The organism is Stagnihabitans sp. (assembly GCF_964946895.1).
The window spans coordinates 1-25142 of record NZ_CBBQHX010000047.1; the positions used below are offsets into that span (position 1 = coordinate 1).

Below are 25142 nucleotides of genomic sequence, written 5' to 3' on the forward strand. Positions count from 1 at the left end.
TGCCCCACCGCGCCCACGGCGTTCGGCTGGTGGCTCATGGCGATCTGGTGGACGCGTTCGGTGATCCGCGCCATGCCAAGCCCGGCATTGACGCGCATGTTCATCGGGGTCGATCCGGTGTGGGCGTCCTTGCCGGTCAGGGTGATTTCCAGCCACCAGAGGCCCTGGCCGTGCGTGACGACACCGATGGTCTTGCCCTCGGCCTCAAGGATCGGCCCCTGTTCGATGTGCAACTCGAACATCGCGTGCATCTTGCGGGCGCCGACCTTTTCGGTGCCGACCCAGCCGATCCGCGCCAGTTCCTCGCCGAACACCAACCCGTCCAAGTCCTTGCGGCTCTTGGCATATTCCTCCGTATGCAAGCCCGCGAAGACACCGGAGGCCAGCATGGCGGGGGCAAAGCGGGCGCCTTCCTCGTTGGTCCAGTTGGTCACGACGATCGGGTGTTTGGTCTTTAGCCCCATGTCGTTGATCGACCGCACCACCTCCAAAGCGCCCAGAACGCCCAGAACGCCATCATACTTGCCGCCGGTCGGCTGGGTGTCCAGATGCGAGCCCATGTAGACCGGCAAAGCGGCAGGGTCCTCTCCGGGCCGCGTGGCGAACATGTTGCCCATGGTGTCAACGCCCATCGTCATGCCGGCGGCTTCGCACCAGCGCTGGAACAGGTGGCGTCCCTCGGAATCCGCATCCGTCAGGGTCTGGCGGTTGTTGCCACCGGCGATCCCCGGCCCGATCTTGGCCATCTCCATCAGGCTGTCCCATAGACGTGCCGAATTGATGCGCAGGTTTTCACCGGGTGCGGCCATGATCGTCTCCCTGATGTCGCCGGGGTCTTGTTGCCCCTTGCGACGAATCTTTTCCTGACCGTATGGTCAAGTCAAACGCATCATAGCCTGACCAACCGGTCAAGAAAATTCTGTCACACCGCTCATGAGTGAACCCATACGCCCCCTTCGCCGCAATGAAATCCGGCAGCAGAACGAGGCGCTGATCCTGCAGGCGGCCGAAAAGGTCTTTGCCGAGGCGGGCTTCGGCGGCGCCACGATGCAGTTGATCGCCGACATGGCAGGGCTGCCGAAAGCCAATCTGCACTATTATTTCGCCACCAAAGAGGACCTGTATCGCCGGGTCGTGCAGGATATCTTCGAAATCTGGCTGCACGCGGCGGAAAGCATGGATCAGGCCCCCGGCCCTGTGGAGGGGATCGGCGCCTATATCGAGGCAAAGATGGAGATCTCGCGTCGTCATCCGGATGGGTCGAAGGTCTGGGCCTATGAGGTGATGCACGGCGCGCCGGTCATTCAGGATTATCTGGAAACCACGCTGCGGGAGTGGACGGCAGGCCGGGTCCGGCTGATCGAACGCTGGATGGACGAGGGCAAGATGGCACGCATCGACCCAGAGCATCTTCTGTACATGTTGTGGGCCACGACCCAGCACTACGCCGATTTCGGCCACCAGATTGCCACGCTGAACGGGGGGGCGCTGACCGATGCCGACTGGCACCGGGCGACGGACAGCGTGAAGTCGATGATCCTGCGCGGCATCGGCGCGATCTAGGCGGCGGCGCAGGAAGCGTCGCAAGGTCATTCCCAAAGGCCGCAGCAGGGCCTAATGTGGGCGCTAGACCGCGACCCATCCAAGGAATACCACCCCATGACCGCCCCGACCCTGCCCGACCTGGAGGCCGAAGAGGCCAGCCTGATCCTGCCGCACTTTGACGAAACGGTGGCCTGGCAGTTGGGGGCAGCCCTGGTCAGTCTGGCGCAAGCGCGCGCGCTGCCGGTGGTGATCGACATCCGCAGCGCCAACCGCAGTTACTTTCATGCCGCCTTGCCGGGGTCGTCGGCCAGCAATGACAACTGGGCACGGCGGAAATCCAACACCGCGCTGCTGACCGGCCGTGCTTCGCTGATCGTGGGCATGAAGAATGCCGAAAAGGGCCGGACCTTGGCGGCCGAAGGGCTGGCCGAGGCCGACTATGCCGATCACGGCGGCGCGGTGCCCGTGCGGGTCGCGTCGGCGGGGATCGTCGCGGTGGCCACCGTATCGGGCCTGCCGCAGGTCGAGGATCACCGCCTGGTCATCGAGGGCCTTCGGGCAGTGCTGGCGTGATCCGGCACGGTGGCGCTGCGATGCGTGCGGTTCTGGTTTTGGCCACGGCGTTGCTGTCAGGCTGCGTGCTGCATTCCAAGACGCCGATCTTCAGCGATGCCGAGGCGGTGCCGGCCCTTGGTCGTCACGCGCTGACCTTCGACGTGACCTCTTACGAAAAGGGCGCCTGGGTGGCCAATGAGGAGCCTACTCTGAAGGCCCGGGTTGAAGGGCGGCACTACCTTGTCCCCGATGCCGGCACGCCCAAGGACCTGACCAAGGCGGACCGCTATTTCTTCGTGCCGCTGGACAGCCACCGCTATGTGATCGAGGCGGTCGCGGGCGGCGAGGCGGACTATGTCATCGGAACGTGGGACGGCAAGACGCTGCTGGTCAGCCCGCTGGACTGCGCCGCCCTGAAAACCAGCCTCAAGACCAACGCGCTGGTCGGGTTCGTAAATGACGCCTGCAGCCTGCGGCCCAGCCAGACGCCGCCGCTGGCGCTGTTCGCCACGCTGGCAGAACGGGCGGGCCAGCCGACCCTGCGGTTCGTGCGCCGCTAGTTACTTCAGTTCGACCTCGACAAAGCTCATGGGGGTGGTGCCGTCATTGATGACATTGTGTTCCACCCCTTCCGCACGGCCATAGGCGGTGCCCGCAGGCACAAGTGCGCGCCGTAGGGCACCGCCCGGCTCTTCGATCAGCATCGGGCAGTCGGTGACGGCGGTGATCACATAATCATGGCCGTGGCGGTGCCAGCCGGTTTCGGCACCGGGAGCGAAATCGAACCGGGTGACGATGACGCGGTCATCCTCGACAAGACGGGTGGCAGTGCAGGTCGGGCGCATCGGGTCAGACTTTCGGTCAAAGGACAGGGCGCGTCAGACTAGGCGGGCGGCCGGCCTGTCACAATGGTATTTGCATCTGGCGTGAAAGTGCGAAAGTTTGACACACCAACCGCCCCGACCTGCGCAAAGGACCCCGATGCTCAAGCCCAAGACCCGCATTCAGGAACGCAACACCCGTGCTATCCTTGAAGCCGGGCTTGAGGTGTTTTCGGCCAATGGCTTTCGCGGCGCCACTTTGGACCAGATCGCCGAGGTGGCCGGGCTGTCCAAACCGAATCTCCTCTACTACTTCCCCTCCAAGGATTCGGTCTATCTGGCCCTGCTGGAGCAGCTGTTGCAGACCTGGCTAGACCCCTTGGCCCACATGAACCCTCACGGCGACCCGGTCGAAGAGGTGCTGTCCTACATGCGCCGCAAGCTGGAACTGTCGCGCGATTTCCCGCGCGAAAGCCGCCTGTTCGCCAACGAGATCTTGCAGGGCGCCCCCCGCATGATGGCCGACATCGCCGGTCCGCTGAAAACGCTGGTGGACGAAAAGGCCGGGATTCTGACAGGTTGGATGGCGGAGGGCCGGATAGCCCGGGTCAATCCGGTGCATTTGATCTTTTCGATCTGGTCGCTGACCCAGCATTACGCCGACTTCGATGTGCAGGTTCGCGCCGTGCTTGGCCCCGGGCATGACCCCTATGCCGAAGCCGGACCCTTCCTTGATCACCTGTTCCGCCGGATGCTGCAGCCGGGGTGAGGCGCGCCCTTCGGGGTCGGGCCGGAGGGCTGGCAACAGCATCGCTGGACGCGGCAGCAATGACGGTGTAGCTAGCCCCCAAAATAGGTGCACGGCCACAGGTCATGAACGAACAAAGCAACAGCGGCGAAACGGCCTCGACGTCAGCCGGAGCCCAGACGACACCTTCATCAGCACCACCAGCCCCCGAAACGCACGGCCAACCACAGAATTTGTGGAAGCTGGTTCTGGGCTGCATCGGTGTGGTTTATGGCGACATCGGCACCAGCCCGCTTTACGCGCTGCGGGAATCGCTGCACGGTGCCCATTGGGATGGCCAAAGCGGCGAAGAGGTGGTGGGCATCGTCTCGCTGCTTTTGTGGACGCTCGTGCTGATCGTCACGGTCAAATACGTGCTTCTGGTGATGCGCGCCGACAACCGGGGCGAGGGCGGCACGCTGTCACTGGTGGCCTTGGTGCAGCAGGCGCTGAAGAAGCGGCCCGGCTGGTTGATCGCCATCGGTGTGGTGGGGATTTCGCTGTTCTTCGGCGACGCCATGATCACCCCGGCCATGTCGGTCCTATCCGCCGTCGAAGGCATGGCCATCGTCGAGCCCAGCTTTGCGCCCTATGTCGTCCCCGCCACCCTGGGCATCATCATCGGCCTGTTCCTGTTTCAGGCGCAGGGGACCGAGCGTGTGTCGATCCTGTTCGGCCCGATCATGGTCGTGTGGTTCCTGACCATGGCGGCCCTTGGCCTGTACCATCTGGGCGACAATTCCCAGATCCTGGTTTCCCTCAACCCCCTGCACGCGCTGGAGTTTCTGGCGCGTCACCGGTTGGGGTCATTCTTTGTGCTCGGTTCGGTCTTTCTGGCCGTCACCGGTGGCGAGGCGCTTTATGCCGACATGGGCCACTTCGGCCGCCGCCCGATCCGCATCGCCTGGGCGGTGCTGGTCTTCCCGGCGCTGGCGATCAGCTACCTCGGTCAGGGCGCTTTTGTGCTGAACAACCCCGAAGCGGTAACCGACCCGTTCTTCCTGATGGCCCCACCCGCCTTGCTGCTGCCTTTGGTCGTGCTGGCGACCGCGGCCACCGTCATCGCAAGCCAGGCGGTGATTTCCGGCGCCTTCTCGATGATGCAGCAGGCGGTGCAGATGGGTCTGCTGCCGCGGCTTGAAATCCGCCACACCTCGGAAACTCAGCACGGCCAGATCTACATGCCGCGCGTCAACATGATCCTGCTGACGGCGGTGATCTGTCTGGTGATCGCCTTCGGGTCCTCGACCCGACTGGCCTCGGCTTACGGCATCGCGGTGACGGGCGACATGTGCATCACCTCGATCCTGAGCTTTGTGCTGTTCAGCCGGGCCTGGAAATGGCCGCTGCCGGTGGTGGTGGTGGTGATCGCGCCGATCCTGACGGTGGAACTGATGTTCCTTGCCGCCAACCTGATGAAGCTGATCGACGGCGGCTATGTGCCGGTGGCGATTGCCACCAGCATGTGCATCCTGATCTGGTCCTGGGTGCGCGGCACGGCCCACGTCAAGCGCAAGGCCTCGGATTCGGCAATCTCGCTGGTCAAGCTGATCGCCATGCTGGCCAAGTCGCAGCCGATGTCGGTGCCGGGGACGGCCGTGTTCCTGACGCAAGACCCCGACACCGCACCTTCGGCTCTGTTGCACAACATCAAGCACAACCGCGTGCTGCACAGCCAGAACTTCATCGTGACCGTCAGCGTGGCCAACACGCCCACCGTGTCGGATGAAAAGAAGATCACGATGGAGCGGCTGTCGGACCGTTTCGTGCGCATCATCATGACCTTCGGCTACATGGAAACGCCCAACGTGCCAAAGGCCTTGTCGCTGGCGCGCAAGCGCGGCGAGAAGTTCGACATCATGACGACCTCGTTCTTCCTGAACCGCCGCACCTTCCGCTCTGCCCGCCATCAGGGCCTGCCGTTCTGGCAAGAGCGGCTGTTCATCGGGCTGTCGAAGTCGGCGGCGGATGCGACGGCCTTCTACTGCCTGCCCTCAAACCGGGTGGTCGAGATGGGCCAGCAGATGGCGATCTGAAGCGAAGGGCGCGCGGCGGCCCGGGTCGCGGGGGCTGCCGCCCCCGCACCCCCACTTCAAGGGGAGGCACGCCTCCCCTTGAAGATCCCCTGTGGATATTTGGGCAAGAATGAAAGGGAAAGGGCGCCGGGTTGACCTGGCGCCCTTTCCCTTAGACGGGGGGCGTGTCGCGGCGGTAGATCCAGTCGTGGTCGGGATCATTGGCAAAGCGCCATTTGCGCAGGGGGCCCGCCATGACGTTGAGGTAGTACATCTCATAGCCATAGGGGGCGCCGCAGGGGTGGTGCCCCTTGGGGACCAAGACGACGTCATGGTTCTTGACGGCCATCGTTTCGTCCAGACAGCCATCTTCCGTATAGACGCGCTGGATGCCGAAACCCTGCGCGGGGTTGAGGCGGTGGTAATAGGTTTCCTCCAGATAGGTCATGCGGGGGAAATCATCCTCGTCATGGCGGTGGCTGGGGTAAGAGGACCAGTTGCCCTGCGGGGTGAAGACCTCGGTCACCAGCAAGGACCCCGCCACGTCGCGGCCTTCCATCGCGATGTTGTTCACAAAGCGGGTGTTGGCACCAGTGCCGCGGGGCAGCATGGAAATCCCCTCGGGCCCCAGTTTGCGCGCCCTGTGGTCGCCCTTGTAGGGGGCGGTGCAGACGGCCAGCGTGCAGACGGTCGTGGCAACGGCCTGCCATTCCACGCCGCCGGGCAGGTAAAGACAATGCGGCGGCGTCTTTTCAAAGACGTTCATCCGCTCGCCCATCTCACCCCAGTCCTGGCCGGCGCCGGTGATCTTCGCCTTGCCCTCGACCAGCACGAGGATCACCTCACGGTCACCGGTGGCTTCCGAGACGACATCGCCCGGCTGCAGCCGGTACAGGCCGAAGCCGACATAGCCCCAGCCCGCACTTGCAGCCGTGATGTCATGCACCTTGCCGCGCGTGCCGTTCGGTTTTCGAAGCAGATCGGCCATCCTGGCCTCCTTCATCTGGTCACAGATATTCCACGGGGGGCTGGGGGTGTGGCCCCCCAGCCGCCGGTTCACTTCACCAAGGCTTGCCGCTTGATCGCCGCTTCGTAGCTGTCCCGGGCCGCACGCACCTCGGCCCGAACCGAGACTTCGGGCACCGCGACATCCCACCACGTCCCACCGGCTCCGGTGCCCGGCATCGGGTCGGTGTCGATGACGATGACGGTGGGAAGCGACGCCCCCTTGGCCGCCTGCATCGCAGCCTCCAGTTCGGCAATCGAGCCCGCCTTCACGACAAGGGCCCCCATCGCCCCGGCATGGGCCACAAAGTCGATGTTGGAGGTGTTGACGTGATAGCTGTCGGCCAAAAGGTTGTTGAACGGTGCGCCGCCAGTGGCCTTTTGCAACCGGTTGATGCAGCCATAGCCGCGGTTGTCCGTCAGCACCACTGTGAAGGGCACCGCCATCGTGACCGCCGTGGCCAGTTCCGAGTTGGCCATCATGTAGGATCCATCGCCCACCATGCAGACCACATCCGCCTCGGGCCGCGCCAGCTTGACGCCCATCGCCCCGGCAATCTCGTAGCCCATGCAGGAGAAACCGTATTCCATGTGGTAGCCGCCCTGCGCATTGCGCAGGATGGTGTGCAGTGCCCCGGGCATCGTGCCCGCCGCCGACATCACCACCGAGTTGGCGCCGGTATTGCGCTGCACCGCGCCGATCACCTGCACATCGCTGGGCAAATCATTGCCCTTGGGCTCTGCGATCAGGGCATCGACGGTGGCATACCATGCCGCCCGTGCCGCGAAATCCGGATCGGCAAAGCGCTGGCCGCCCAAAGCCGCGCTGATCTTCTCCAGCGCCACTTTCGCATCCGAGACCAGCCCCATCGCCCCGCGCTTGGCCGCGTCGTAGCCATGCACGTTGATCGACAGGATCTTGCGTCCAGGGGCCGAGAACACCGTCCAGGACCCCGTGGTGAAGTCGGCAAACCGCGTGCCAACGCCGATCACCAGATCCGCCTCTGCCGCAAGCTTGTTGCCGCAGGCGGTGCCGGTCACCCCGGGGGTGCCGAAGTGCAGCGGCTCTTGCCAATCAACGGCGCCCTTGCCGGCTTGGGTTTCCACCAGCGGGATGTTGTGGGCCTTGGCGAAGGCCAGCAAAGTCTCTTCGGCGCCAGAGTAAAGCACCCCGCCACCGGCCACGATCAGCGGCGACTTGGCCGCTTGGATGGCAGCCACGGCGGCGGCCAGTTCCCGCGCATCAGGTTCGGGGCGGGCGATGTACCAGACCTTGGGATCGAAGAATTCCGTTGGGTAATCATAGGCTTCCGCCTGGGTGTCCTGGCAGAAGGACAGGGTCACCGGACCGCAGTTGGCCGGATCGGTCATTACGCGCAGCGCGCGCGGCAAGGCGGTCAGCAGATGTTCGGGGCGGCTGATCCGGTCGAAATAGCGGCTGACCGGACGGAAGCAGTCGTTGGCCGATACGGTACCATCGTCGAAATCCTCGACCTGTTGCAGCACCGGATCAGGTGCGCGGTTGGCAAAGACATCGCCGGGGATCAGCAGCAGGGGAATGCGGTTCACGTGGGCCAGTGCCGCCGCCGTCACCATGTTCAAAGCGCCCGGCCCGATCGAAGACGTGACCGCCATCGCGCGGCGCCGTTTCATGGTCTTGGCATAGGCGATGGCGGTGTGGGCCATCGTCTGCTCATTCTGCCCGCGCCAGGTCGGCAGGGCCGAGCCGATGCCATGCAGGGCCTCGCCAAGCCCCGCCACGTTGCCGTGGCCGAAGATCGCCCAGACGCCATCGATGAAACGCGTCCCCTCTTCGGTCATCTGGACGGACAGGTATTTCACCATCGCCTGCGCGGCGGTAAGGCGGATCGTGCTCATGCTTTCTCTCCCACACCCTTTCGGGCCTCATCCCAATAGCCCACCAGCCGGGCGAAATTCGCGGCCATGGTGGCGACCGCCGTTGCATCATCCACGTTTCCAGCGATCCAGTCACGCCCGACATCGGCGTGGATCGTGCGGCCCACGGCAAAGCCCTTGACCAGCGGGAAGGGTGCAGCCAGCCGGAACGAGGCGGCAAGCTCCGCTTCGCTTTGCCCAAGACCCAGGATCACGATGCCCTGAACGTAAGGATCGTTCGCCTCGATGGCCGCACAGGTCGCGGCCCAGGCTTCGGTCGTCTGCATCGGCTCCAGCTTCCACCAGTCGGGGAAGACGCCGATGTCATACCAGCGCTGGATCAGGCGCGCGTTGGTCAGGTCATCGACCGGGCCCACTTTGGAGGGGATGATTTCCAGCAGCATTTCCAGGCGGTTGCGGCGGCAGGCGGCGAAAAGGCGGGTAACGGTGTCCTCTTGTCTCGCACGCATGTCCTCGGCGTCATCAGGATGGCAGAAGCACAGAACCTTGACGACATGTTCCAGTGGCCACTCCGACAGGCCGCCGAAATCCGGCCCGATCTCGGGCTCCAGTGTCAGCGGGCGCGAGGTCGGCCATTCCACGGGACGCCCGATCCACAGCCCCTGCCCCGCAGCCCGGTAAAGTGCGGTCCGGCCAAGACGGCTGTCGCACAGAAGGCCAAAGCCCTCGCGGCCTTGGGCCACCGCCATCGTGGCATCAACGCACAATTCCTTGAAGGCAGCAATTTTCTCGGGCGTGGCGCCCGGAATGTCTTCCATCTGGATGCGGTGGTCATAGGCGAAGGCCTTGACCTCGGCCCATTGCTTGCGGCGGTTGGTTGACCAGTGGATCTGTTCCAACGTCAGATCCTTGCGCAGCGCCTTGTTGACCACGCCGCGTTTGAGGAAGAACTGCATCTCCTCCCACGAGGGGTAGGCCGGGGTGCAACCGTGGCGGCTGACCGCGAAGGCCCCGCAAACATTGGCATATTTCAAAGCAGTCGGCCACGGCTCGTCATCGAGCCAGCCCTTGATCAGGCCGGACATGAAGCCATCGCCAGCGCCCAGCACGTTGAAGACCTCGATCGGGAAGCCGGGGCCGGTCTGGCCGTCATCAAGACTGTCCGGGATGGCGTCGGTGAAAGCGACCGCCCCCATCGGGCCGCGCTTGCAGACCAGCGTGGCTTTGGAGACAGCCCGCACCGCCCGCAGCGCCGCGATGGTGTCGGTGGTGCCGCCGGCGATGTGGAATTCTTCTTCCGTGCCCACGATCAGGTCAAAGAAATGCAAGCTGGACTGCAACTTGGCCGTCACCGCCGCACTTTCGATGAACCGGCTTTCGCCGTCGCCGTGGCCCGCCAGCCCCCAAAGGTTCGGGCGGTAGTCGATGTCCAAAGCCGTCCTTGCCCCTTGCTTGCGGGCCAGCGTCAGGGCCTTCAGCACTGCCGCCTCGGTCCGCGGATGCGACAGGTGGGTGCCGGTGGCCACGACCGAGCGGGAGGAGGCAATGAAGCTCTCGTCGATGTCATCCTCGCACAGTGCCATGTCGGCACAGTTTTCCCGGTAGAAGATCAGCGGGAACTGCTTTTCGTCACGAATACCCAACAAAACCAAAGCGGTAAGTCGCTCTGGATCCGTCTTGACGCCGCGCACGTCCACGCCTTCCTTGGCCAGTTCCTCGCGGATGAAACGGCCCATATGCTCATTTCCAACCCGCGTGATCAGCGCCGATTTCAGCCCCAGCCGCGCGGTGCCTGCGGCCATGTTGGTGGGCGAGCCGCCGATATACTTCTGGAAGCTGGCCATATCCTCCAGCCGGCCGCCGACTTGGGCGCCGTAGAGGTCTACTGAGGACCTGCCGATGGTTATCACGTCTAGGGTTTTCACGAAACAGCCTCCCGAATCCGTGCAGGGGCGAGACTCAGGCCGCTGCATTTTTGGAATATTTATTCCATTTCTACCAGAAGGCAAAGCGTTTTCTTCGGGACTCACCCGCCTCGGGCCGAACCTACGGCGACGGCCAGCGCAATGGCCATGGCGATGGTGGCCGACAGCGAGCGGAAGGCGCCGAAATCAACCTCGGGCACGGTCAGGATCGCGTCAGAAAAACGCACCAGCGGCGAGGTCATCCGGTCGGTCAGGGCAACGACGGGCAGGCCGCGCGCCTTGGCGTCTTGGGCCAAAGCAAGGGTCTCTTCGGAATAGGGCGCGAAGGTGATGGCCAGAAGGGCGTCGCCGGGGCGCAGGGCAAAGCGGTGATCCAGCTTGCCCACCCCATCGTGCAGCATGGCAGGGACCGACATCTTTTCAAAGACATAGGCCAGATAGCTGGCCACCGGAAAGGCACGGCGGAAGCCCACGACATGCACGGTCTGGGCCGCAGCCAGCACGCCGACGCAATGACCAAGGGCGGCCTCGTCCGCGGATTTCGCCAAAGCCTCCAGCGACAAACGGCCGGCTTCGATGAATTCGGCAAGAAGGGCCGAGGGCGACCCCGCGCCGCCCTCTTTCAGGTTCTTCAGGCGGGTGGTGTAGTCGGGCCAGCCGGGGGTATAAGCCTCGCGGAACAGGCGCTGCATCTCGGAAAAGCCGGAGAAGCCAAGGATCTGGCAGAAGCGCATCAGGGCGGACGGCGGCACATCGGCCCCGGCGGCCAGTTCGGCCACGGTGGAGACGGCAATCCGGTCAGTGTTGGCGGCGATATAGTCGGCGCATTGGCGCAGGCGGCGCGGCAGATCATCCAGCACCTCGGCCAGACGGGCGCGAAACTCTTCGACGGAGGCGGGAGCCGTGGGGGCAAGCTCGTCAGAGGCGAGAGTCGCGGAGGGGGAGGTCTGATCCATGGTCTTCCTGCTGGTCTTTGGCAGAGGCTAACAGTCTGGAACGAATATTCCAACCAAAAATGAAACGCGCCGGGTTTTCCTGCTGAATTTGTTGTGGATTCAGGTCAGGAATCCGGCAGGTTCCTGTCGTTTTTCCGTAGTTTTTCTGGAGCTACACGAGCGCATCCGCCGCGTCGTCCGCAAGGTCGAGATAGACGCCATTGGTCCAGCCAAAACCGTCCTGCAGCGCGTATTCGCCCCCGCCCGAGGCGGCGTGCGGGTCTAGCACGTTGTACTTTTCGACGAACTTGCCGGAGGCCGCGAAGACGGCGTCGCAGGTGGCCAGCCAGCGGGTGCGCAGGTCCTTGGCCAGATCGTCAAAGCCGTAGCGGCGCAGGCCTTGGATGGCGATCCATTGCAGGGGGGCCCAGCCGTTGGGCGCATCCCATTGCTGGCCCGAGGTGACATCGGTGGTCAGCAGGCCCCCGGGGGCAAGGAGGTGGGTTTGCATCCATGCGACGGTGCGGTCGGCCTGCGCGGGGGTGGCGGCGCCGGCGTAGAGCGGGAAGAGGCCGGCGGCGGTGGTCAGCGGCACGACCTTGCCGGTGGCAATTTCGACATCGCAGAAAAAGCCGCGCTCTTTGTCGAAGAAGCGTTGGGAAATCGCCGCGCGCCGGGCGTTGGCGGCCGTGGTGAAGCGGGTGTGGCCGGTGGCCTGGGCAAGAATTTCCTCGTACCGCAGCAGCAGGCAGTTGAGGTCGACCGACCAGAGTTTGGTGGCGCGGATGGTGCCAAGGTCAGCAGGATCGGTCAGCCAGCGCGAGGAGAAGTCCCAACCGCTTTCGCAGGCGCCGCGCAGGTCGCGGAAGAAGTCGGGGTGTTGCGCGGTGTGGTGTTGCCAGCCAAGGTCGGTGCCGTACATCTCGATCCTTGGGCCATCGGCCTCGTCCCAATAGCGGGCGAGGCCGCCGACCGTGTGGGGCGTGGTGGTGAAATAGCGGTATTCGGCCTTCATCGCGGGCAGGTATTTGGCGTAGGCGGCGGACAGATTGCCGGTGGCGCGGCCATAGTCCTGCACCATGGCGGCGAAGAACGGCGGCTGCGAGCGGGTCAGGAAATAGCTGCGGAAGCCGTTCGGGATATGGCCGATGGTGGCTATGGCATGGGCGAAGTTGTCAAGCATCTGGCGGACAAGGTCGTGGTGGCCGGTCTTCAGCAGGCCCAGCTGGGTGAAGTAGCTGTCCCAGTAGTAGGCCTCTTGGAAGCGGCCCCCGACGACGACGTAAGGATGCGGCAGCGGGATGCGGGTGGAGCGTTCGGCCGGGTCATCGGCGGGGCGGGTCAGGTGGGACCAGACGGCGTTCAGGTGTTCGCGCGGGGAATGGCTGTGATTGGTGCGGTAGCCGCCCTCTTGGGTGGACACGGGGCGGAACCAGCGGGCGAAGAAGGCGTGCAGGTCGACGGGCCCTGCGGCCTTGGCGGCATCGTAGGCTGACAGGATTTCGGCGGCGGGGGCCAGAAGGATGGCGTCGGAGATGACCTTCTGGTCGTGCCAATGGCCCGAGGTGTGCAAATCGGTGAACAGGCCCTTCAGGCTTTGATCGAGATATTCCATGGCGCCCTCCCCCATCTTGAAAGCGCTTTGGGTCTGATGCAGCGCGGGGGTTCCGTCAAGCCCCCTGACACGCCCCCCCTCCCCGTCAAGCGTCCTGTGAAGCTTCTTGTGGGGCGGGGCTTAACCGACGCGGATGACACGCTTGCCGAAATTCTGTCCAGCCAGAAGGCCCACGAAGGCGGCGGGGGCGTTTTCAAGGCCGTCGACGATATCCTCGCGGTAGTGGATCTGGCCGGCGGCGATCCAGGCGGACATGGCGGCGCTGAAGGCGGGGTAAAGGTGGGGGAAGTCCTGGTTGATGATGAAGCCGCGCAAGGTCAGGCGTTTGCGCAGGATCTGGCTCATCAGCAGGGGGAGGCGGTCGGAGGGGCCCTCGGTCGCGGTGGCGTTGTATTGCGAGATCAGGCCGCAGACCGGGACGCGGGCGGCAGGGTTCAGGAGCGGCAGGACGGCGTCGAAGACGGCGCCGCCGACGTTTTCGAAATAGATGTCGATGCCGTTGGGCAGGGCGGCAGTGAGGTGGGCGGGAAAGTCGGGGGATTTGTGGTCGATGCAGGCGTCAAAGCCGAGGGTGTCGGTGGCATAGGCGCATTTCTCGGGGCCGCCGGCGACACCCACGACGCGCAGGCCCATCAACTTGCCGATCTGACCAACGACAGAGCCGACAGCCCCGGTGCAGGCGGCGACGCACAGGGTCTCGCCGGGTTTGGGCTGGCCGATCTGGGTCAGCGCGGCCCAGGCGGTGAAGCCGGGCATGCCGAGGATGCCAAGCGCCCAGGACGGGTTTTGCGGGTTTTGCCCGAGGGGCTGCAGGCCCGCGCCATCCGAGACGGCGTAATCTTGCCACCCGTTGTAGGACAGCACCCAGTCCCCAGGGGCAAAGCCCGCCACGTCGGAGGTCACGACCTGCGCCACGGTGCCGCCCACCATGACCTGATCAATCTGGACGGGCGGCGCGTAGGAGGGGGCGTCGCTCATCCTGCCGCGCATGTAGGGGTCGAGCGAGAGGTAGACGGTGCGCAGCAGCATCTGGCCGGGGCCGGCGATCGGCAGGGGCACGGTTTCCAGCCGCAGGGTGTCGGGCGTGGGGGCGCCGACGGGGCGCGCGGCCAGAACGAGGCGGCGGTTGGCGGTGGGTGATTGCGGCATGGCGTCCTTTGGGCTTTGGGTTTGGCGCAGCTTACAGCCTTCCGGTCAGAAGGAGAACGACGACAACGATCAGGATGACGCCAATGACGCCAATCCCGCCATGGCCATAGCCATAGCCATAGCCGCCGAACCGGCCCGAGAAGCCGCCGAGAAGGAAGATGATCAAAAGCACGACGAGAATGGTGCCAAGCGACATGGGAAAGCCTTTCAAATGAGGGGTCGGGGGCGCAATACCGTTTTGGGAGAGGCCCTATTGGGATTGGCCCTATTGGGATTGGCCCTATTGGGATTGGATCGAGATGCCGGATTTGCCGACGTCGATCTTGATGCCGGTGGCGGCCTGTCGGTCTTGATAGATCTGATAGACAAGACCTGCGGCCAGAAGGCAGACGCCAACGAACAGAAGTTAGACAAGGTTGCGGGTCATGGCGGCTCCTGCGGGTTGCGGCCCTTTGGGGGCCGAACATCGAGGCCACCAAAGCGGCAAGGACCCTGGGCCTGCACTGATCCATGTCAGCGTCGTTTGCAGATAAGTTTTGCCCGGTTGCGGTGCGGCAGGGGAACCAAAAGCGGCGCCCGGCGTTGTCTGGCAATGGTGGCGCTTGTTGCCGCCGGAACAGGAGCGATGATGCGGAAACTATTCCTTCTTCTGCCCGTGCTTGGGGCTTTGGCCGGGTGTGACGGCTCTGACATGGGGATGACCAACAACCAGCTGGGCGGCACGGCCGGCGGTGCCGCGATCGGGGCCCTCGTGACGCCGCACAACCCGTTGCAGGGTGCGCTGATTGGCGGCGCGGTCGGGCTGGCTGCGGGCACGCTGATGGGGCACAACGCCTCGGGTGGGTGCGTGTATCAACGCAACGATGGCTCTCGGTATGTGGCGGCTTGCCCGTAAGACGGACTGCGGGCGCCCGGCCCCGATGGCCGGGCGCGCGATCCCGGGGCAAGCGGCTGCGGGGGGAACCGCCGGTTTTGTCGTCGGGCTGTGGGGTTATGTCATCGCAGGGTCATGTCATCGCAAGATCATGGCCCCAAGGATCAGGCCCAGACCGGCGGCAAGGCTGAGGCTGAGGCAGGGGTTGGCCCCGACGATGTGCCGGACCCGGCGCGCGGCCGCCTGTCTTGCACGATCCGCGCAGGTGCGGGGCGGCAGGATGGCGTCAGGCCGGGGCGAACTGGCAGCCGTTGCTGCGCTGATCTGGACTGCAAGGCTGCGGATCTGGGCGCTGAGGGCGGTCAGTTGCGCCAGAATGACGCCGTCAGAGGCGGCAGAACGCTGTGCGACAATCTGGGGGTCTGAGGCGATCGGGTCGATGGAAGCGGGGCTTGCCGGTTCGGCGGCCATGTCAGGTGTCCTTCACGAGAGGAGGCGTCTGGCGCCCCAACGGGGTTCGGGCCCTGCGGGCTTTGGGGGGGCCGCCGGGGCCCCTGCCCTTCACGGGCGGCGCACGGAATTGCCGCCGTCGATGATTTTCTGGATCAGCGCCGCCACGGCCTTGTGGTTGGCCTTGTCGCCGCTTTGCCGGGCCGCGTTGGCGTGGGCCGCGGCGGCATCGGTGAGAATGCCCAAGATCTCGATCTCGGGCAGGATCTTGCGGTCATTCAGGGCGAGAAGGAGAGATTCACAGATGGCCAGCGCGGCCGTGCCTGCGACATCCTGTGTGCTTGGCATTTGGTTCAACTTTCTCGCAAACGATGTCATATTGCCCGGTGTTGATAGTGGCGCCGAGGATTACGATACATTGGCAGACTATCTCGCTGGCATGCTAACGTGTGTCAGTGCCCCTTCCCGAAACTGTTGACTACCGTTGCACTGGATCGGCATTGGGGCCGTGTTGGCAGCATTCAAGGATAAGCGTTGATGGCCGTGCTGGATAATGCCTTTGCCCGCAAGCTGTCGGCCTTCGTGACCTTGTCGCCCGCCGACCTGACCGTTCTGAGCGATCTGCATGGGCGGCGGCGCAGCTTTCCGGCGGGACGCGACATGGTTCATGAAGGCCAGAAGGATCAGACCGCTTTTATCCTGACCAAAGGCTGGGTGTGTTCGTACAAGCTGTTGACGGGGGGCACGCGGCAGATCGTGGATTTCCAGATCCCCGGCGATTTTCTGGGCCTGCGCTCGGTCTTGCTGCGGACGGCGGATCACAATGTCGAACCCGTCACCAAGGTGGAGGCGGCGGAGGTCCATGCCTCGGATCTGCTGAACGCTTTCGTGCGCACGCCGCGTCTGGCCACGGCGTTGCTGTGGGCCGCGTCGCGCGATGAGGCGATGCTGGTGGAGCATCTGGTGGGTCTGGGCCGGCGCAATGCGGCCGAACGGACCGGCCACTTCTTGCTGGAGCTTGCGGCCCGGCTGCGGCTGGTGGGGTTGGGGGACAAATCGGGCTATGACTGCCCGTTGTCGCAGTACCTGATGGCGGATGCTTTGGGCCTGAGTGCGGTGCACGTCAACCGGGTGCTGCGCGAGCTGCGCGAGGCCGGGCTGGTGACGTTCCAGAATGGCCATGTGCATTTTGATGACTTTGACGGGCTTGTGGCCTTTTCGGATTTTGACCGCACCTATCTGGATCATGACGGACCGCTGCTGCGCTGAACGGGTGGTTTGGTGAAAGCGATAAAGCACCACGGACCCCGGGGACGAGCGGGACACCCAAGACCCGCGATGCTTTATCTGTACTCGTCACGAAACTGGTGGGTCGGATTGACCCTCCGCCACCAAGATTGCCCGGCTTGGCCGGGGTCTGCACTGATCCAGGTTTGGGGCGGCCCGATTGTGCGGGGCGATCGCGCCGGAGGGTGACTGATCCAGATCAGTCCGGCCGTTCTGACTTGGCCCTAGGGTGATCCATCCCGTCGGGTCCAGCACGGAACCCGGCCATTTGCGGAGAATCCCCCATGAAACGTTTCCTGATTTCCACTGCCCTGTCCGGTCTGATGCTGACGGGCGTCCAGGTTGGGGCGGCTTTTGCCGGCACCGATATGGTCGCGGCCATCGACGTCAGCATCGACTTGCCGGCCGTCACCAACCCGGCGGCGGCGCTGCGGTTCAGCCATATCTCGGACGATCTGAAGAATGCGATCACCGCCCTGTTGACCGACCGGCTGGCGGCGGATGGCGAGAAGATCGGCATTGACATCTCGGAGGTCGAGCTGAGCAATTCCTACACCGAGACGATCGGCACCGCCGACACCCGTCTGGTGGGGATCGTGTCGATCACCGATCCCAAGGACAATTCCAACTTCAAGAATTACACTCTGACGGTGGATGTCAATCAGGCCAAGACCTTCCTGCCGACCACGGTGGATTTGACCACGCTGCCGGGCAGCAGCGACGAATATTACCACGCGCTGATCCAGGCTTTCGCAGCGGCGGTGGTCGAGAAGCTGGGCAAGTAAGCCCGATGGCATAAGCTTGGGGCGGCAGGGCGGGGCCTTGCCGCCCTTTGGCTTGGGCCTAGGCCCGCGCGATCACGCGGATGCCGCGCCGCGCGAGGTGGTCCAGCACGGTGGACTGATAGGCGGCCACCGTGGTGTGCAGCCAGCGTTCGAAGCGGGTGGCGGCCTTGGTCCTTTCGCGGGGCGGGGTGAAGAGGGAATAGGTCTGGGCGCTGACCAGACCGGCCTTGAAGGGCACCGTCAGTTCGCCCAGCCGGATCATCGGCAGGGTCAGGAAACTGTCCCCCACCGCCAGCCCCCCGCCCGAGGCCGCAACCATGACCGGCAGGGTGGTTTCGTTGAACAGCGTGCGGCGCAGGCGGGTCAGGTCAAGGTCATGGCCGGAGAACCGCAGGCATTCCGCCATCACATCATAATTGCCGTCGATCAGATGCGGAATTTCCGCAGTCTGGCCGGGTTGCAGATAGCGGTCCGCGAAGGCTTCGGTGCAGACCGGCATGTCGATCCAGCGGCAAAGCTCGGTCTCTTCCAAAGCGCCCTTGGGGTGCTGGCCATGCAGGCCGTAGAAGATGCGGAAGTCGAAATCCTCATCCAGACGGAAGGTGCCGTTCTTCTCGGCGGTGATGTCCACGGAGATGCCGGGATTGGCGACCAGAAAGGCCCCGACCTGCGCGCCCAGCCAACTGGCGGCGAAATCGCGGCAGACGAGGAGCCGGACGCGCTGGCCCTGGGTGGCGCGACGAGCGACACTTTCGGTGGTGGATGAAATCAGGTCGAAGGCCTGGCGCAGGCCGACGAAAAGTTCATCTCCGGCCGGGGTCAGGTGGATGCGGTTGCCGCCGCGATCGAACAGGGCGCAGCCCAGATCCTGTTCCATCAAGGCAATCTGTTTGGAAATCGCCGGGCGGGTGACATTCAATTCTTCCGCCGCCGCCGAAACGCTGCCCAGCCGCGCCACCGCCTCGCAGGCGCGCAGGGCCGTCAGGGATCGCCATTTGCGCATCTGAACCCGTCCGAGGATAACCTGAGGTGACGCTAGATGAATTCTTGTCACTTGTCAGCCCTGCCCGGCGGCGTTCTGCTTCAAGCTTGAACCAACCGCGACAAACCGGCGGGCGGCTGTGAGGGATGGCCATGAAACTGACCAGACGGGCGACCTTGGCGGGCTTGGGCGCGGCTGTGTCGCTGCCTTTCGTGCGGCCGTCTTATGCCGATGCGGGCGCGGTGAACATCTACAGCTGGGCGGAATATCTGGGCGAAACCACGCTGGCGGATTTTCAGGCCGAGACCGGGATCAAGCCGGTCTATGACACCTATTCCAGCTATGAGGATGGCGAGGCCAAGCTTTTGGCGGGGTCGACGGGCTATGACGTGGTCGATGTGGCGGGCCGGTCGATGCCGATGCTGCTGAAGGCGGGGTTGTTTGACGCGCTGGATCACAAGCTGTTGCCGCTGTGGTCGAACCTTGACCCGGATCTGCTGAAGATATTGGAGGCCTGGGACCCCGGCGTGGCGCATTGCGCGCCGTATATGTGGGGCTCCGTCGGGTTCACCTTCAACGTGGATCTGGTGAAGAAGCGTCTGCCGGATGCGGATTTCGAGAATCTGGACACGATCTTCAAGCCGGAAAATGCGGCCAAGCTGGCGGACTGCGGGCTGAGCCTGCATGACAGCCCGCGCGACATGATCCCGATGCTGTTGAAATATCTGGGGATTGATCCCGATACGACCGATGTCAGCCAGTACCAGAAGGCCGCCGATCTGATCAAACCGATGCGGCAATATGTGACGGCGTTTGACAACGAGAATTATCTGAACGGGCTGCCCAATGGCGATGTCTGTGCGGCGATGACATGGTCGGGCGATTATGCCGTGGCGAAATCGCGGGCGGCGAGTGCGGGGGTCAAGCTGAACCTGGCCTATGCGGTGCCGAAGACCGGCGCTCCGCTGTGGTTTGACGTGATGGCGGTGCCCAAGGATGCGCCCAACAAGGCCAATGCGCATGCTTTCCTGAACTACCTGATGAAGCCCGAGGTGATTGCCAAATGCACCGACTTCATTGGCTATGCCAATGCCAACAAGGCCGCCAATGCCTTTGTTGACCCGGCCGTGCTGGCCGATCCTGCGATCTATCCCGACGCCACCGTGCGCAGCCGTCTTTGGGCGCCCAAGGCGCTGAACGAAGAGCAGGAGCGCGCCCTGACCCGCATTTTCCAGGACATCAAGTCCGGTTGAACCCGAAAGCGCACCATGCCTGATCCGATCCGTTTTTCCTACACCGGTCCTGCCGGTTTTCTTGACGCTGCCGGGGGGGCGCTGCCGACCGCAACCTTGATCGAAGGTCAGCCGGTCGGGCTGGACCATGCCTATTACGAGCGCCCCGAGGCTGGGGTGAAGGCCGGGCTGTGGCGGTCTTGCGGCTATACCGAGTTCTATGACTCCTACCCTTGCGACGAGTTCATGTTCGTGATCGAGGGCGAGGTCACGGTGGAAAACGAGACGTTCCGTGACACCTACAAGGCGGGGTCGGCCTTCCTGATCCCCAAGGGGTTTCGCGGCTATTGGCGGCAGCCGGGCGACATGCTGAAATATTACATGATCGTGTCGTGAGGGTGTGATGGCCGCGCGGGACGAGGGGACGTTCGATTACATCATCATCGGTGCAGGCTCTGCCGGGTGCGTTTTGGCCTATCGGCTGGGCGAGGATCCGGGGACGCGGATTCTGGTGCTGGAGGCGGGCGGCGATGACCGGGCGGTGATGGTGCAGATGCCCTCGGCGCTGACGATCCCGATGAACACCACGCGCTTCAACTGGGGGATGGAGACGGAACCGGAGCCGGGGCTGGATGGCCGAAGGGTCAACTTGCCACGGGGCAAGGGGCTGGGCGGCAGTTCCTCGATCAACGGGATGTGCTGGGTGCGCGGCAACCCGATGGATTACGAGCTGTGGGAGGCTTTGGGCGCCGATGGCTGGCGCTGGTCCAACGTGCTGCCCTATTTCCAGCGGCTGGAGGCAGTGAAGGAGGGCGGGCCGTTGCGCGGGACCGATGGCCCGATCAAGGTGACGCGCGGGCCGGAGCGCAATCCGCTGTACACCGCCTTTGTCGAGGCGGGGGTTCAGGCGGGTTACGCGCGCAGCGCCAACATGAACCAGCGCCAGCACGAGGGCTTCGGCCCGATGGAGATGAACGTGGGCGATGGCAAGCGCTGCTCGGCCGCGGTGGGGTATTTGCGGCCCGCGATGGCGCGGGGCAATGTGCGGGTGGTGACCGGGGCCTTGGTGGAGAAGGTGCTTACCGAGGGCAAGCGGGCCACCGGGGTGCGGTTCCGCGTGGCGGGTGCCTTGTGCGAGGCGATTGCGGGGCGCGAGGTGATCTTGTCGGCGGGCTCCATCATGTCGCCGGTGATCCTGAAGCGGTCGGGGATCGGGCCTGCGGCGGAATTGCTGCAGCACGGGATCGAGGTGGTGCATCACGCGGCCCAGGTCGGCGAAAACCTGATGGATCATATGGAGTTGTATATCCAAGAGGAATGCACGCAGCCGATCAGCCTTTTCCCCAATGTCAGCCTGCTGGGCAAGGCCAAGATCGGGGCGCAGTGGCTGTTGACGCATCGCGGTCTTGGCGCGACCAATCATTTTGAAACCGGCGGGCATATCCGCAGCCGGGCGGGGATTGTCTATCCCGACATCCAGTATCATTTTCTGCCGCTGGCAATTTCCTATGACGGCAAGACCTTGGCGTCAGGCCATGGCTATCAGGTGCATGTCGGCACCAAGCGGTCGAAAAGCCGGGGCTGGGTGCGGTTGCGCGATGCCAATCCGCAAAGCCTGCCGAAGGTGCGGTTCAACTACATGTCGCATGACGACGACTGGCTGGAATTCCGCGCCTGCATCCGCCACACGCGGGAGATTTTCGGGCAGGCGGCCTTGGCGCCCTATCGGGGGCGCGAGATGGCACCGGGGGATCAGCGCGTCAGCGATGCGGCCTTGGACCAGTTCCTGAAAGAGAAGCTGGAAAGCGCCTACCACCCCTGCGGCACCTGCCGGATGGGGACGGATGCCGACAGCGTGACGCGTCCTGACGGGCGGGTGCGCGGGATCGAGGGGCTGCGGGTCATCGACGCCTCGGTCATGCCGCAGGCGACGGCGGGGGACTTGAACGCGCCAACTTTGGTGATGGCCGAACGGATGTCGGACCTGATCCGGGGCCGGCATCTGCCCGAAGCGGTGGGCGCGCCGATCATGGCGGCGAAGAACTGGGCCTCGCGGCAGAGGTGCAGCGAGATCACGCGGGATTATGCCGAAGACCGGCCCCGGCTGCGCGAGGCGCTGTTGGCCAATGCCAAGGGGATTTGTCCCGTGGTCGAAGTGGCGTGACGGCCCGGCTGACGCCCCAGACCGATCCGCGCCATGCGTTGCTGTTTGACCCGGTGCAGATCGGCCCGGTGACGGCGCCGAACCGCTTCTACCAGGTGCCGCATTGCACGGGGGCTTCGGACCGCGCGCCTGCCGATGTGGCGGCGATGCGCGAGATGAAGGCCTTGGGCGGTTGGGGCGTGGTTTGCACCGAGAATATCGAGATTTCTGCGGATGCCGAAATCTCGCCCTATCCTGCCCTTCGGTTTGGGGCGGATAGCGATATTCCAAGGCAGGCGCGGATGGCCGATCTGGTGCATCGGCATGGTGCGCTCGCGGGGGCGGAGTTGGCGCATATGGGGCTTTATGCGGGCAACCGGACGTCTCGGGCCGTCAGCATGGGGCCGTCCGCGCGGTTGCTGATCGAGGCGGTGGAGCCGGTGCAGGCGCGGGCGATGGACCTTTCGGACATCAGGGCGCTTAGGCGCGATCATCGGGCGGCGGCGCTGCGGGCCAAGGCGGCGGGGTTCGACATTGTCTATGTCTATGCCAGCCACAACCTGTCGGTGGCCTCGCATTTTCTGGCGCGGCGGTTCAATGACCGGGGGGATGTGTACGGCGGGTCCTTGGTGAATAGGGCTCGGCTGCTGCGGGAGTTGCTGGAGGATACGAAAGACGCCGTTGGGGATACCTGTGCGGTCGCCCTGCGCTTTGCGGTGGAGGAGTTTCTGGGGCCCGATGGCCTGACCCATGATGGCGAGGGGCGGGAGGTGGTCGAGATGCTGGCCGATCTGCCGGACCTGTGGGATGTGAACCTGTCGGACTGGTCGAACGACAGCCAGACTTCGCGTTTTGCATCAGAGGGTTATCAGGAGGAGTTCATCCGGTTTGTGAAGACGGTGACGGGCAAGCCGGTGGTGGGGGTGGGGCGGTTTACCTCGCCCGACACGATGGCAAGCCAGATCAAGCGCGGGGTGCTGGATTTGATCGGTGCCGCAAGGCCCTCGATCGCCGATCCGTTCCTGCCGATGAAAATCGCCGAGGGGCGGAGTGGGGATATCCGCGAGTGCATCGGCTGCAACATCTGCCTGAGTTGCGAGAACAGCTTCGTGCCGATCCGCTGCACGCAGAATCCCACGATGATGGAAGAGGGCCGCAGCCTTTGGCATCCGGAGGTGATGGCGCCGAAGGCGTCGGAGGATGCGGTGCTGATCATCGGCGGCGGGCCTGCCGGGCTGGAGGCGGCCTTGTCCTTGGGGCGGCGCGGCCATGCGGTGACGCTGGCCGAGGCTCAGGAGGTGATGGGCGGGCGGGTGACGCTGGAGGCGGGCTTGCCGGGTCTGTCGGCTTGGGGGCGGGTCAGGGACTATCGGTTGGGGCAGATGGCGAAGCTGGCGCATGTCGGGCTGTATCCTGCCAGCCGGATGGCGGTGGAGGATGTGCTGGGGTTTGGGGCGCCCCGGGTGGTGCTTGCCACCGGGGCGTCGTGGCGCAGGGGGCCGATGGAGCGCGATGGTGGGCGGGTGGTGTTGGCGGGGCCGGTGCTGACGCCGGATGATATCATGGCCGGTGCGCGGCCTGAAGGGCGGGTTGTCGTGCACGATACCGAGGGCGGCTATATGGGCAGTCTGATGGCGGAGGCCTGCGCCTTGGCGGGCGCGCAGGTCTGGTTCGTGACCCCTGCCCTGACGCATTCCGGCTTTCTGGCGCTGACGCTGGAGCAGACCCGGGTGTTGCGGCGGTTGACGGCGCTTGGCGTGCGGTTGGTGGCGGGGCATGGTTTGGCGGGCTGGGACGGGGCGCGGGTGCGGTTGGCGCCGATGCTGGGCGGCGACGGGATGACGCTTGCGGCCGATCATCTGGTGCTGGTGGCGGACCGGGTGCCGCAAGACGCCTTGGCCTTGGCTCTGATGGCGGAGCCTGAAAGGTTGGCCGAGGCGGGGATCACCTCGGTCGACCGGATTGGCGATTGTCTGGCGCCGGGGTTGATTGCCCATGCGGTCTATGCCGGGCACAGGCTGGCGCGGGGGTTTTAGGTCCGGTGGCGGCAAAAGGCTGATCCGCAGCAAGACACCGAAGGCGGGCGGCATCCTATGGTGACCCAAGGGACCGGACTTTTCCCCGCCGGTCGGAGACCTGATGGCGCAACACAAGACCTTCCTTGCCTTGTTGGCGCTGGTCAGCCTTGGCTTGGCCTGGGTGCTGTGGCCCTTGTTCAGCGCCGTCTTCTGGGCGGTTGCCACGGCCATAGTGTTTGACCCGCTGGCGCGGTGGTTGACGCAGCGGATGGGCGGGCGGCGCAACCTCGCCGCAGCCACCATGATCGTGGGGATCCTGCTGGTCATCATCATCCCGATGCTTCTGATCCTGGCCGCCGTGCTGCGCGAAGCCTCTGGCCTGATCGCCTCGGTTCAGTCGGGCGAGATCGACCTGCATTTGATGTTCGCGCAAATGCTGGACACCCTGCCCGCCGGGATCAAGGCGGCGCTGGTGCGGTTCGGCCTCAGCGATCTGGCGGGGGTGCAGGAGGGTCTTTCGGCGTCCGTATCGGATTGGGTCAAGGCCAATGCGCCGGTGATGCTGTCGTTTGGCCAGAACACGGTGGGGGTCTTTGCAGGCCTGTGCATCATGTTGTACCTGACCTTCTTTCTGTTCCGCGATGGCGAGGTTTTGCTGGCCCATATCAAGGCCGCCATCCCGATGGAGCCTGCTGTGCTGGAGGATTTGCTGGGCACTTTCACACGTGTTGTGCGGGCGACGGTCAGAGGCGACATTCTGGTGGCGCTGTTGCAGGGCGGTCTGGGTGGCCTTGGCTTTTGGGTGCTGGGCGTGCATGCGGCGATGTTGTGGATGGTGCTGATGTCGGTCCTGTCGCTGTTTCCGGTGTTCGGGGCGGCTTTGGTCTGGGTTCCGGTGGCGGTCTATTTCCTGTCGCAGGGGATGATCTGGCAGGGCGTGGGGCTGATGATCTATGGCGCCTTGGTGATCAGTCTGGTCGACAACATCGTGCGGCCCTGGCTGGTGGGGGCGGCGACGCGGATGCCGGATTATGTGGTGCTGATGTCGACGCTGGGCGGGATTGCCACCTTCGGCATGCAGGGCTTCATCACCGGGCCGGTGGTGGCGGCGATGTTCATCGCGGTCTGGACAACGTTTCTGGCACTGCCGAAGGGTTAAGTC

The 25142-nt window shown here is 64.5% G+C and carries 25 protein-coding genes; 13 read left to right on the plus strand and 12 right to left on the minus strand.

Going from position 1 to position 25142, the window contains the following annotated elements:
• Positions 1–809, minus strand: an 809-nt coding sequence (locus AC1Y2B_RS20495) for an allantoate amidohydrolase (protein WP_482254987.1), incomplete at its 3' end; no start/stop codon positions are given.
• 124 nt (positions 810–933) lie between these two features.
• Between AC1Y2B_RS20495 and AC1Y2B_RS20500 the strand changes: the two genes are divergently transcribed.
• The 3 genes from AC1Y2B_RS20500 to AC1Y2B_RS20510 all read left to right on the plus strand — a co-directional run bounded on the left by AC1Y2B_RS20500 (position 934) and on the right by AC1Y2B_RS20510 (position 2660).
• Positions 934–1563 (plus strand): TetR family transcriptional regulator C-terminal domain-containing protein, encoded by a 630-nt coding sequence (locus AC1Y2B_RS20500; RefSeq protein WP_482254988.1) that lies wholly within the window; start codon positions 934–936, stop codon positions 1561–1563.
• Positions 1564–1659: 96 nt separating this feature from the next.
• The gene (locus AC1Y2B_RS20505) at positions 1660–2118 is read left to right on the plus strand and encodes a heme-degrading domain-containing protein (RefSeq protein WP_482254989.1); all 459 of its coding nucleotides are present in this window, start codon (positions 1660–1662) and stop codon (positions 2116–2118) included.
• Positions 2115–2660, plus strand: a complete 546-nt coding sequence (locus AC1Y2B_RS20510) for a hypothetical protein (RefSeq protein ID WP_482254990.1) — start codon at positions 2115–2117, stop codon at positions 2658–2660. Before AC1Y2B_RS20505 ends, AC1Y2B_RS20510 begins: the two co-directional genes overlap by 4 nt.
• Here AC1Y2B_RS20510 and AC1Y2B_RS20515 read toward each other — a convergent pair whose 3' ends face one another.
• Positions 2661–2945 (minus strand): cupin domain-containing protein, encoded by a 285-nt coding sequence (locus AC1Y2B_RS20515; RefSeq protein WP_482254991.1) that lies wholly within the window; start codon positions 2943–2945, stop codon positions 2661–2663. It abuts the gene before it with no gap.
• 136 nt (positions 2946–3081) lie between these two features.
• Here AC1Y2B_RS20515 and AC1Y2B_RS20520 point away from each other — a divergent pair, with 136 nt between their 5' ends.
• Together AC1Y2B_RS20520 and AC1Y2B_RS20525 are read left to right on the plus strand one after the other, a co-directional pair.
• The gene (locus tag AC1Y2B_RS20520) at positions 3082–3690 is read left to right on the plus strand and encodes a TetR family transcriptional regulator C-terminal domain-containing protein (protein ID WP_482254992.1); all 609 of its coding nucleotides are present in this window, start codon (positions 3082–3084) and stop codon (positions 3688–3690) included.
• Between the two features lie 104 nt (positions 3691–3794).
• Positions 3795–5744, plus strand: coding sequence for a potassium transporter Kup (locus AC1Y2B_RS20525; RefSeq protein WP_482254993.1), 1950 nt, complete (start codon positions 3795–3797; stop codon positions 5742–5744).
• Positions 5745–5895: 151 nt separating this feature from the next.
• Here AC1Y2B_RS20525 and iolB read toward each other — a convergent pair whose 3' ends face one another.
• The 7 genes from iolB to AC1Y2B_RS20560 all read right to left on the minus strand — a co-directional run bounded on the left by iolB (position 5896) and on the right by AC1Y2B_RS20560 (position 14405).
• The gene (gene iolB, locus AC1Y2B_RS20530; protein ID WP_482254994.1) at positions 5896–6711 is read right to left on the minus strand and encodes a 5-deoxy-glucuronate isomerase; all 816 of its coding nucleotides are present in this window, start codon (positions 6709–6711) and stop codon (positions 5896–5898) included.
• 68 nt (positions 6712–6779) lie between these two features.
• Complete coding sequence (iolD, locus tag AC1Y2B_RS20535) at positions 6780–8606, minus strand: 3D-(3,5/4)-trihydroxycyclohexane-1,2-dione acylhydrolase (decyclizing) (protein WP_482254995.1); 1827 nt, start codon at positions 8604–8606, stop codon at positions 6780–6782.
• Positions 8603–10510 (minus strand): bifunctional 5-dehydro-2-deoxygluconokinase/5-dehydro-2-deoxyphosphogluconate aldolase, encoded by a 1908-nt coding sequence (locus tag AC1Y2B_RS20540; RefSeq protein ID WP_482254996.1) that lies wholly within the window; start codon positions 10508–10510, stop codon positions 8603–8605. The genes iolD and AC1Y2B_RS20540 overlap by 4 nt, the downstream gene beginning before the upstream one ends.
• 101 nt (positions 10511–10611) lie before the next feature.
• On the minus strand, positions 10612–11466 hold the full coding sequence (locus AC1Y2B_RS20545; RefSeq protein ID WP_482254997.1) for a MurR/RpiR family transcriptional regulator: 855 nt from the start codon (positions 11464–11466) through the stop codon (positions 10612–10614).
• 151 nt (positions 11467–11617) lie between these two features.
• The gene (locus AC1Y2B_RS20550; RefSeq protein ID WP_482254998.1) at positions 11618–13060 is read right to left on the minus strand and encodes a trehalase family glycosidase; all 1443 of its coding nucleotides are present in this window, start codon (positions 13058–13060) and stop codon (positions 11618–11620) included.
• A 120-nt stretch (positions 13061–13180) separates the two neighbouring features.
• Positions 13181–14209 carry an NADP-dependent oxidoreductase gene (locus tag AC1Y2B_RS20555; protein ID WP_482254999.1) on the minus strand — a complete coding sequence of 343 codons (1029 nt, stop codon included), beginning with the start codon at positions 14207–14209 and terminating at the stop codon, positions 13181–13183.
• 31 nt (positions 14210–14240) lie between these two features.
• Positions 14241–14405, minus strand: coding sequence for a DUF3309 family protein (locus AC1Y2B_RS20560; RefSeq protein ID WP_482255000.1), 165 nt, complete (start codon positions 14403–14405; stop codon positions 14241–14243).
• Positions 14406–14837: 432 nt separating this feature from the next.
• Here AC1Y2B_RS20560 and AC1Y2B_RS20565 point away from each other — a divergent pair, with 432 nt between their 5' ends.
• Positions 14838–15104 carry a YMGG-like glycine zipper-containing protein gene (locus AC1Y2B_RS20565; RefSeq protein ID WP_482255001.1) on the plus strand — a complete coding sequence of 89 codons (267 nt, stop codon included), beginning with the start codon at positions 14838–14840 and terminating at the stop codon, positions 15102–15104.
• 117 nt (positions 15105–15221) lie between these two features.
• Here AC1Y2B_RS20565 and AC1Y2B_RS20570 read toward each other — a convergent pair whose 3' ends face one another.
• Positions 15222–15554, minus strand: coding sequence for a hypothetical protein (locus tag AC1Y2B_RS20570; RefSeq protein WP_482255002.1), 333 nt, complete (start codon positions 15552–15554; stop codon positions 15222–15224).
• A 90-nt stretch (positions 15555–15644) separates the two neighbouring features.
• Positions 15645–15881, minus strand: coding sequence for a hypothetical protein (locus tag AC1Y2B_RS20575; RefSeq protein WP_482255003.1), 237 nt, complete (start codon positions 15879–15881; stop codon positions 15645–15647).
• Between the two features lie 189 nt (positions 15882–16070).
• Here AC1Y2B_RS20575 and AC1Y2B_RS20580 point away from each other — a divergent pair, with 189 nt between their 5' ends.
• Positions 16071–16802: a Crp/Fnr family transcriptional regulator gene (locus tag AC1Y2B_RS20580; RefSeq protein WP_482255004.1), complete on the plus strand. Its 732-nt coding sequence runs from the start codon at positions 16071–16073 to the stop codon at positions 16800–16802.
• A 302-nt stretch (positions 16803–17104) separates the two neighbouring features.
• On the plus strand, positions 17105–17605 hold the full coding sequence (locus AC1Y2B_RS20585; protein ID WP_482255005.1) for a hypothetical protein: 501 nt from the start codon (positions 17105–17107) through the stop codon (positions 17603–17605).
• A 58-nt stretch (positions 17606–17663) separates the two neighbouring features.
• Here the strand turns inward: AC1Y2B_RS20585 and AC1Y2B_RS20590 are convergent, their stop codons facing one another.
• Positions 17664–18608, minus strand: a complete 945-nt coding sequence (locus AC1Y2B_RS20590; RefSeq protein ID WP_482255006.1) for a LysR family transcriptional regulator — start codon at positions 18606–18608, stop codon at positions 17664–17666.
• 131 nt (positions 18609–18739) lie between these two features.
• Between AC1Y2B_RS20590 and AC1Y2B_RS20595 the strand changes: the two genes are divergently transcribed.
• The 5 genes from AC1Y2B_RS20595 (at position 18740) to AC1Y2B_RS20615 (ending at position 25139) form a co-directional block, all read left to right on the plus strand.
• The gene (locus tag AC1Y2B_RS20595) at positions 18740–19840 is read left to right on the plus strand and encodes a polyamine ABC transporter substrate-binding protein (protein WP_482255007.1); all 1101 of its coding nucleotides are present in this window, start codon (positions 18740–18742) and stop codon (positions 19838–19840) included.
• Between the two features lie 15 nt (positions 19841–19855).
• Positions 19856–20215 (plus strand): cupin domain-containing protein, encoded by a 360-nt coding sequence (locus tag AC1Y2B_RS20600; RefSeq protein WP_482255008.1) that lies wholly within the window; start codon positions 19856–19858, stop codon positions 20213–20215.
• A 7-nt stretch (positions 20216–20222) separates the two neighbouring features.
• Positions 20223–21983: a choline dehydrogenase gene (locus tag AC1Y2B_RS20605; protein WP_482255009.1), complete on the plus strand. Its 1761-nt coding sequence runs from the start codon at positions 20223–20225 to the stop codon at positions 21981–21983.
• Entirely contained in the window at positions 21980–23998 is a 2019-nt protein-coding gene (locus AC1Y2B_RS20610; RefSeq protein WP_482255010.1) for an oxidoreductase, read from the plus strand. Before AC1Y2B_RS20605 ends, AC1Y2B_RS20610 begins: the two co-directional genes overlap by 4 nt.
• A gap of 103 nt (positions 23999–24101) precedes the next feature.
• Positions 24102–25139 (plus strand): AI-2E family transporter, encoded by a 1038-nt coding sequence (locus tag AC1Y2B_RS20615; protein WP_482255011.1) that lies wholly within the window; start codon positions 24102–24104, stop codon positions 25137–25139.
• Positions 25140–25142: the final 3 nt, after the last annotated feature.